The organism is Parafrankia elaeagni (assembly GCF_000374165.1).
Classification (GTDB): Bacteria; Actinomycetota; Actinomycetes; order Frankiales; family Frankiaceae; genus Parafrankia; species Parafrankia elaeagni.
On record NZ_KB893803.1, the window covers coordinates 1 to 7,055 of the forward strand.

Annotated in this window: 7 protein-coding genes and 1 pseudogene; 5 read left to right on the forward strand and 3 right to left on the reverse strand. The window is 66.4% G+C overall.

Features of this window, described 5'->3' with window-relative positions:
• Positions 1–405: 405 nt before the first annotated feature.
• Positions 406–546: pseudogene (locus B207_RS0131800) on the reverse strand (IS256 family transposase); the annotation flags it as partial.
• Between the two features lie 51 nt (positions 547–597).
• On the opposite strand from B207_RS0131800, the gene istA reads away from it, so the two are divergent.
• Complete coding sequence (istA, locus tag B207_RS0131805) at positions 598–1,857, forward strand: IS21 family transposase (protein WP_018640737.1); 1,260 nt, start codon at positions 598–600, stop codon at positions 1,855–1,857.
• Positions 1,858–1,868: 11 nt separating this feature from the next.
• A complete protein-coding gene (istB, locus tag B207_RS0131810) occupies positions 1,869–2,696 on the forward strand; it encodes an IS21-like element helper ATPase IstB (protein WP_026311659.1) in 828 nt (275 codons plus the stop codon).
• Positions 2,697–2,753: 57 nt separating this feature from the next.
• Here istB and B207_RS42690 read toward each other — a convergent pair whose 3' ends face one another.
• Entirely contained in the window at positions 2,754–2,924 is a 171-nt protein-coding gene (locus B207_RS42690; RefSeq protein ID WP_326829493.1) for a protein kinase, read from the reverse strand.
• 585 nt (positions 2,925–3,509) lie between these two features.
• Here B207_RS42690 and B207_RS37455 point away from each other — a divergent pair.
• From B207_RS37455 to B207_RS36560, 3 genes are all read left to right on the forward strand, one after another.
• Positions 3,510–3,932, forward strand: coding sequence for a hypothetical protein (locus tag B207_RS37455; protein WP_230205343.1), 423 nt, complete (start codon positions 3,510–3,512; stop codon positions 3,930–3,932).
• A 288-nt stretch (positions 3,933–4,220) separates the two neighbouring features.
• On the forward strand, positions 4,221–5,837 hold the full coding sequence (locus tag B207_RS0131835; protein ID WP_230205344.1) for an ATP-dependent nuclease: 1,617 nt from the start codon (positions 4,221–4,223) through the stop codon (positions 5,835–5,837).
• Positions 5,834–6,676 (forward strand): UvrD-helicase domain-containing protein, encoded by an 843-nt coding sequence (locus B207_RS36560; RefSeq protein WP_018640744.1) that lies wholly within the window; start codon positions 5,834–5,836, stop codon positions 6,674–6,676. Before B207_RS0131835 ends, B207_RS36560 begins: the two co-directional genes overlap by 4 nt.
• Positions 6,677–6,690: 14 nt before the next feature.
• On the opposite strand, the gene B207_RS0131845 is transcribed toward B207_RS36560, so the two are convergent.
• Positions 6,691–7,055: transposase (locus B207_RS0131845; RefSeq protein WP_018637615.1), on the reverse strand; the 365-nt coding region annotated here is incomplete at its 5' end.

Sequence of the window (7,055 nt, forward strand, 5' to 3'; positions counted from 1 at the left end):
CGCTTTCATCATCCGACTGGAAGGCCACTTCCGTCACTACGGCTGGCCACGTTTTCGGTAATTCGGCTGCCGGAGTTTCTCCGGTGAAGCTCTGCGTCGTTTCCTCGGAATTTGATCCGGGTGTGCGTGGCCTTGATTTGTGCGGCCCATCCCGGGCGAGCGTGGCGGGATCGCATCCAACTCGCTCCGCTCCGCGCAAGGCACCTTGAGGCGCCCCACAACGTGGCTACGGAACGTCACTGATCACAACCTGGTGCGATCTCTGCGCAGCCCTGGGTGTCGACCTGGGGTTTTAGGCGGCTTGTTCGTATTCGTTGATCAGGCCGCCGAGGACGGGTCGGCGTTTGATCTGTTTCTTGGTCAGGTCGGCGATGGGGTGGTCGGGCCGGGGTGGTTGAAGGTCACGCGGCCGCGTTCGTCTCGCTGGTCAGCGAGCTCGGCGATGTAGGCGTCGACCTCGGCTTCCAGCGCGGCGGCGAGCATCCGCCGGGCGCCCTCGCGGACGATCTCGTCGATCAGCGACGGGCCGTGTCGATGCCGACGCAAAACTGAACAGGCGTTGCCGAAGTAAAACTGCGCACCCTCCAGCCTTGGAGGGTGATCACTGTGGAGGACTGGGCCGAGATCCGGCGGCTGCATCGGGCTGAGGGTGTCTCGATCAGCGAGATCAGCCGGCGGTTGGGGGTCGCGCGGAACACGGTGCGCCGCGCGCTGACCTCGGATCGGCCACCGCGCTACGAACGGGCGCCGCGTCCACGGTTGACCGACGCGGTTGAGCCGGCGGTGCGGGCGCTGCTGGCCGAGTATCCACGGATGCCCGCCAGTGTGATCGCGCAGCGGATCGGCTGGACGCATTCCCGTTCGATCCTGCGGGACCGGATCAGCCAGATCCGTCCCGAGTACGCCGGGGTCGACCCGGTGGACCGGGTGGTCTACGAGCCGGGACAGGTCGCGCAGTGCGATCTGTGGTTCCCCGAGCCGCGGATCCCGGTCGGGTGGGGGCAGCAGCGGATGCTGCCGGTGCTGGTGATGACCCTGGGATTCTCCCGGTTCACCACCGCCACGATGATCCCGTCGCGGCAGGGCGGGGACATCCTGGCGGGGATGTGGCAGCTGATCGGCCAGATCGGCCGGGTGCCCCGGACCCTGGTCTGGGACCGGGAGTCCGCGATCGGCGGCACGGGCAAGGTGACCGCGCCGGCGGCGGCGTTCGCGGGGACGCTGGCCACACGGATCCGCCTCGCCCCGCCCCGGGACCCGGAGTTCAAGGGGATGGTCGAGCGGACCAACCGCTTCCTGGAAACCTCGTTCCTACCGGGCCGCACCTTCACCAGCCCGGCCGATTTCAACACCCAGCTGGACGGCTGGCTGGCCCAGGCGAACACCCGCCGGGTCCGCGCGACCGGCGCCCGTCCGATCGACCTGCTCGACACCGACCGTCAGGCGATGCTGGCGCTGCCACCGGTCGGACCGGCGGTCGGGCTCCGCCACCGCATCCGCCTGGCCCGCGACTACTACGTCCGCCTCGACGGGGTCGACTACTCCGTGGACCCCCGCGTGATCGGCCGTTTCGTCGAGGCGACCGCGTCCGCCTGGACAGTCGCCGTCACCTGCGACGGGCAACCAGTCGCCCGCCACGACCGCTGCTGGGCCCGACACACCGTGATCACCGACCCGGTCCACCGGGCCACCGCCGCCGAGCTACGCCGCGACCAGGCCGCCACGCGGCGACGCCACCACGCCCTGCGTCAGCACACCGACGGACACGTCGTCGCGCTACGCGCGCTGCCCGACTACGACGCCCTGTTCGGCGTCGATTTCACCCCGCCCACCCGCACGGAAGCGAGCAGCCAGTGACCACCATCGGCATCGACGCACCCAGCGAGGCCGCGTCGCCGACCAGCACAGCCCACACCCGCCAGCCCGCCGACGGACTCCCCGCCCTGCTCGGCTACCTGACCCGCGTGCTGAAGATGCCCACCATCGGCCGGACCTGGGAACCCCTGGCCGACCAGGCCCGCGACGAGAACTGGTCCCACGAGGAATACCTCGCCGCGGTCCTGCAACGCCAGACCGCCGACCGGGAGTCCGCCGGCACCATCATGCGGATCCGCACCGCCCACTTCCCGACGGTCAAGACCCTGGAGGACTTCAACCTCGACCACCTGCCCAGCCTGCGCCGCGACGTCCTCGCGCACCTGGCCACCGGCACCTTCGTCGCCAAAGCCGAGAACGTGATCCTGCTCGGCCCACCCGGCATCGGCAAAACCCACCTCGCGATCGGCCTCGGTGTCAAAGCCGCCCAGGCCGGCTGCTCGGTCCTGTTCGACACCGCCAACAACTGGATCACCCGGCTCACCACCGCCCACCAGGCCGGACACCTCGACACCGAACTCAAGAAGATCCGCCGCTACAAGCTCATCATCATCGACGAGGTCGGCTACATCCCCTTCGACCAGGACGCCGCGAACCTGTTCTTCCAACTCGTCGCGTCCCGCTACGAGCAGGGCTCGATCCTGGTCACCTCGAACCTGCCGTTCGGCCGCTGGGGCGAGACCTTCTCCGACGACGTCGTCGCCGCAGCCATGATCGACCGGCTCGTCCACCACGCCGAGGTCCTCACCCTCACCGGCGACTCCTACCGCACCCGAGCCCGCCGCGACCTCCTCGCCAAAGACCGCCCCAACCGCGACTAACCTGACCCCGGGTGCGCCGATTCACCTCGGCAGAAGCCGTTCAGTTTTCGCTCGGCGTCAACACACCACCAGGCACAGGCCCTCGGCCTCGGCCTCGACATAGTCGAACGCCCGCACCACGTGCGGATGATCGAGGCCGGCGAGCACCTGGGCCTCGGCGGCGAAGTCGAGCTGGGTCGCCTCCGGGCCCTCCGCCTCCAGCACCTTGATCGCTACCGGGCGGCGCAGCCGACGGTGCCGACCGCGGCGAGCACCAGCCCGTAGGCCCCCCCGGCCCCCAGCTGCCGGCCCACGAGGTAGGCGGGCAGCGCCCGCGCGACCCCGCTCACGTCGAATGATCATCTCGCCACCTGCCTGAAGGCGGACCTACCGCCCCATCCCCCGAACATCATCATGGCGGCACCAGGCTAGCCAAATCATGATGTAGCACCGCAAATCTAGACGTCCATCCGACAGGCGCCGGCATCCTGGCAGCACCACCCGACGAAGATCCTCCGCGCTTCCGTACCGCGCCGGACGCCCGAAAATCTTCCGTCCGTGCCCTTGAGTCCGCCCGCACGGCAGCCGCGTACGAGGGTGGAGACGACGTCGAACCGCGAAAGAGGCAATTACATGGTTCCCTGGTCCGCCCCGCAGCCCACCGCCGCTAAAACCGCGATGCCCGTCGCGGATCGGGCGGGAGGACACAGTTCCCAGCGTCGACTTGGCGCAGCCCGGCGCACCAGTCAGAGGCAGGCGACCAGCCGGCAACCCATCACCACTAGGATTGCTGCCACGCGGATGATCGGGGGGATCATGAGGCGGGGCTGCTGCGTGACGCTGGCGATGATCGCCGGCACGGGCTTGATAGCTGGCTGTGGATCGCCGGCAGCTGAGACACCGCCCGGGGTGCAGAGAACCACCGCAACAACGGTGATCGTGCCGACGGCGGCGGACAAGCCGGGGTTGGAGGCGGCGGTCCGGGCATACTCGCAGGCGTATCTGGGCGGGCAGGGATCGGCCGCATACGGCCTTCTGTCACAGCGCTGCCAGGCACGTATCAGCGTCGCTGACATGGAAGCGTTGACCGCAGCGGCCCAGGAACAGTACGGCCCTGAGTCCATCACCACTCTGACTGTGAACACCCTTGCGGGAACCTTGGCCCGGGTCAGCTACCCCTACCCCGACCCTGCGATCAACCAGCGCGAAGAACCATGGGTCTTCGAGAACGGCGCCTGGCATCAAGACGACTGCTAACGCAATAGGAGCGATGCTTGGTAGTGGTAGCTCTGGCCCGTCGTGGCCATCAACCTGCGGAGATCGATCGCGGCCGGCTCCCGCTCCGCGGCCTGGATCGCCCGCCCATGTCTGGGAGGTGCTCACTCAGAGCGTAGAATCGCTGGAGCAAAATTTCTCGATCTTGAAAGGTCGCATTGACTGCCGCAACGAGCCAGGACCTGGGCGCTGCATAGATGGTCGACGGCTACTGAAATTCGATAGTCCGATCGCCGCGGTGCGGCGCCGAGCACAGAGTAGTAGGGATCAATGAGGATCTCGCGGCTGCGGATCACGAACCATCAGCGTGTTACAGATCTTGACATCGAGGTTCGGCGCCATCTTGTGCTGGTCGGTGTCAACGACATCGGCAAGACTACGATCTTGCGATGTGTGGACTCGGTGCTGCGGGCGTCGATGAGTCAGCTGCACGCCTGGTTTGGGGCGGACCAGTTCCGAGACCCGGCACGTCCGCTGGTGGTCGAAACATCACTCGTCGACCTCAAGGGGCAGGACCTGGGAAGGTTCGCCGACGACATCGAGGTCGTCGGCGGCGGGGGTGAGACGGTGCATCGCCTCACTGTGCGATTGACCATCAGTCTGGATCCAGAAGACCCAGAGTCGAAGTCGGTTGCCCGGCGTTTCGTGAAGCCGGGTGTGGAGCAGCCGGTCCCTTACCGGGACCTGGAGGCGTTCGGTTGGACGTATCTACCCGCCGGCCGCTCCGCTGACCATGAGCTGGGAACCGGACGAACCGGCGCGGTACAGGCACTGCTCGGCGAGGTCGATCTCGGCGACGACGAGGAGGTGCTAAGTACCGCCTTGACCAACTATCAGACAGGGTTGAACGAGGCCAAGTCGCTGGCCGAACTGCGAAACGATGTCGCGACGGCGTTGGCTGCGGTGTATCCGCGATCTGTCAGCGACGATGACGTTTCGGTTAAGGTGCGCGATCTTAGCGACGTGCTTCTTGGCCACGTGGATATTCACGTCGGCACACCACGAGGTCAGGTGCGGTTGGCCGAGCAGTCGGATGGCATCCGAGCGTTGACGACGATCGCCTTGAACCGCCTCGCCCGCCGGTCTGCCCGCATTGTCGCAATCGACGAACCGGAACTACACCTTCACCCTCGCAGCCAGGCGCGTGTCGGCGCGGTGCTGGCAGCCGGGCCGGGCCAGGCAATAGTAGCGACCCACTCGCCGCAGGTTCTGGCCTCCTTCCTGCCATCCGACGTCGTCGCATTCGCCCCCGATGGAACCAGCAGGCAGGTCGACCCTACGGGTTTCGACAGGAACTTGAAGTTCCTGCAGCATCATTGGCTGGACTCGGCGCTGGAACCGCTGACGGCTCGCGTTGTGGTGGCCGTCGAGGGCCCGTCGGATCGGATCATGCTTCACGCGGCGGCTCGGGCGCACGGCCTGGATCTGGACCAGTCCGGCATCTGCGTTGTCGTGGTTCGTGGAGCGAGTAACTTCTCGAGCGCGTACCGACTGTTTGGGCCGGCTGGCTTCGACGTCGCCTTGCTGACGCTGGTCGACGAGCAGGAGGCGTCGATAGTCGCGAAAGATCTAGGTTGTACCGAGGCGGACCTCGACAGTCGTGGGGTGCTGATCTGCCGGGCCGATCTGGAAGACGAGTGCGTGCGAGGAATCGGCGCCGTGCGATGTGTCGAGCTACTGGCCAGGTCGGGCCTGTACCAGGAACGGCAGATTCTTGGGGCGTGCCGGGCCGCGACCGCCGACACGATCCCTGCCGATGTTCTGGCTGGGTGGTGCCGAAAGGACAAGGTCAGAACCGCGATGGCTCTTGCCCAGGAAATCAGGGCGAGCGACGTGGTGCAGATTGCCGTGCTGGCGGACCTCGTTACCCGGCTGGCTGCGCTATGAACCTGCTGATTCCGACGTCCCGGCCATCCAGCGTCTCCGAGGTTGATCAGCTACCCACAGGCGAGGTCCTCCTGATCGCGGCGCCAGGCTGTGGCAAGACCGAGCGCCTCGCCCGGCACGCGGCGGCGATGGTCCGTTCTGGTGATGTCGCCGACCCGCAGAAGATTCTGGCAGTCACGTTCAGTATCCGTGCCCGGAGCAACCTGACCACGCGAATCCGGACCCAGTTGGGTCCGAGGGCTGCCCGCCGTCACGTCGAGATCGCGACGTTCCATGGATTCGCCCATCGTCTGTTCCGTAACCACGGTCAGGTCATTGGCGTGGATCCCCTCCTCCTCGTGGCTCCGCAGCGCGGCTGGGTCGAGCAGCTTCGGTCCGAGGTGGCCCGGGAATACCATGTCCTCAAGAATGACCTTGATTCAATTTTGACAGCCGTCAAGCGCGACGTGATCTCCGACGAGGAGATGCGGGTACGGCTGGTCCGCAACGGATCACCGGCCGCCGTCGCCTACCAGGAGCGCTTGGACGCGACCAGCCGGATCGACTTCGACGACCTTCTCCGATACGGAGCGCGACTACTCGCGGTGCCGGCGATTCTCGAGCTATACCAGGCGCGGTTCGCAACCGTCTTGGTCGACGAGGTTCAGGACCTGAACCGTCTTCACTACGCTCTGATCGCCGATCTCGGACGCGGACGGACCGTGTTCGCTGGTGACCGTGCCCAGGGGATCTACCGGTTCGCCGGTGCCGAGCCTGACTGGGTGTTCGCCCAGATCCAGGCCCGCAACCCTGCGATCGTGCCCCTTGGCCAGTCTCACTGGATGTTTGATTTGACTTGATTGCGGCTTCTCTTCTATTGAGAATCTCGCCAGGTTGGTGTCGATTCGCCCGTTACGCGCCTGGCCGTGTTGTCGATCATGGCGATGTGGATCATTGCTTCGGAGCTGGCGGGCAGGGTCTCGTAGTCACGGGCCAGACGGCGGTGGAACATCAGCCAGCCCAGAGTCCGCTCGACGACCCAACGCCGTTTCACGACGTGGAAACCGCGGGCCCCGGTGTTTCTGGAGACGACCTCGACGTCGACACCGAGGGTGGCCCCGTGCTCGACCACGGTGTTCTTGAAGCCTTTGTCGACCCAGGTCTTGGAGATCGCCCGGTAGGTGTCTGTGACCTGGTCGAGTAGCCGTATACCCAGGGCGTTGTCCGACAGACTGGCGG

What these genes read in the sequence shown, in the direction of transcription:
- B207_RS0131835 (WP_230205344.1), top strand. Translation starts at nt 4,221, where the DNA reads ATGAGGATCTCGCGGCTGCGGATCACGAACCATCAGCGTGTTACAGAT.
- B207_RS36560 (WP_018640744.1), top strand. Translation starts at nt 5,834, where the DNA reads ATGAACCTGCTGATTCCGACGTCCCGGCCATCCAGCGTCTCCGAGGTT.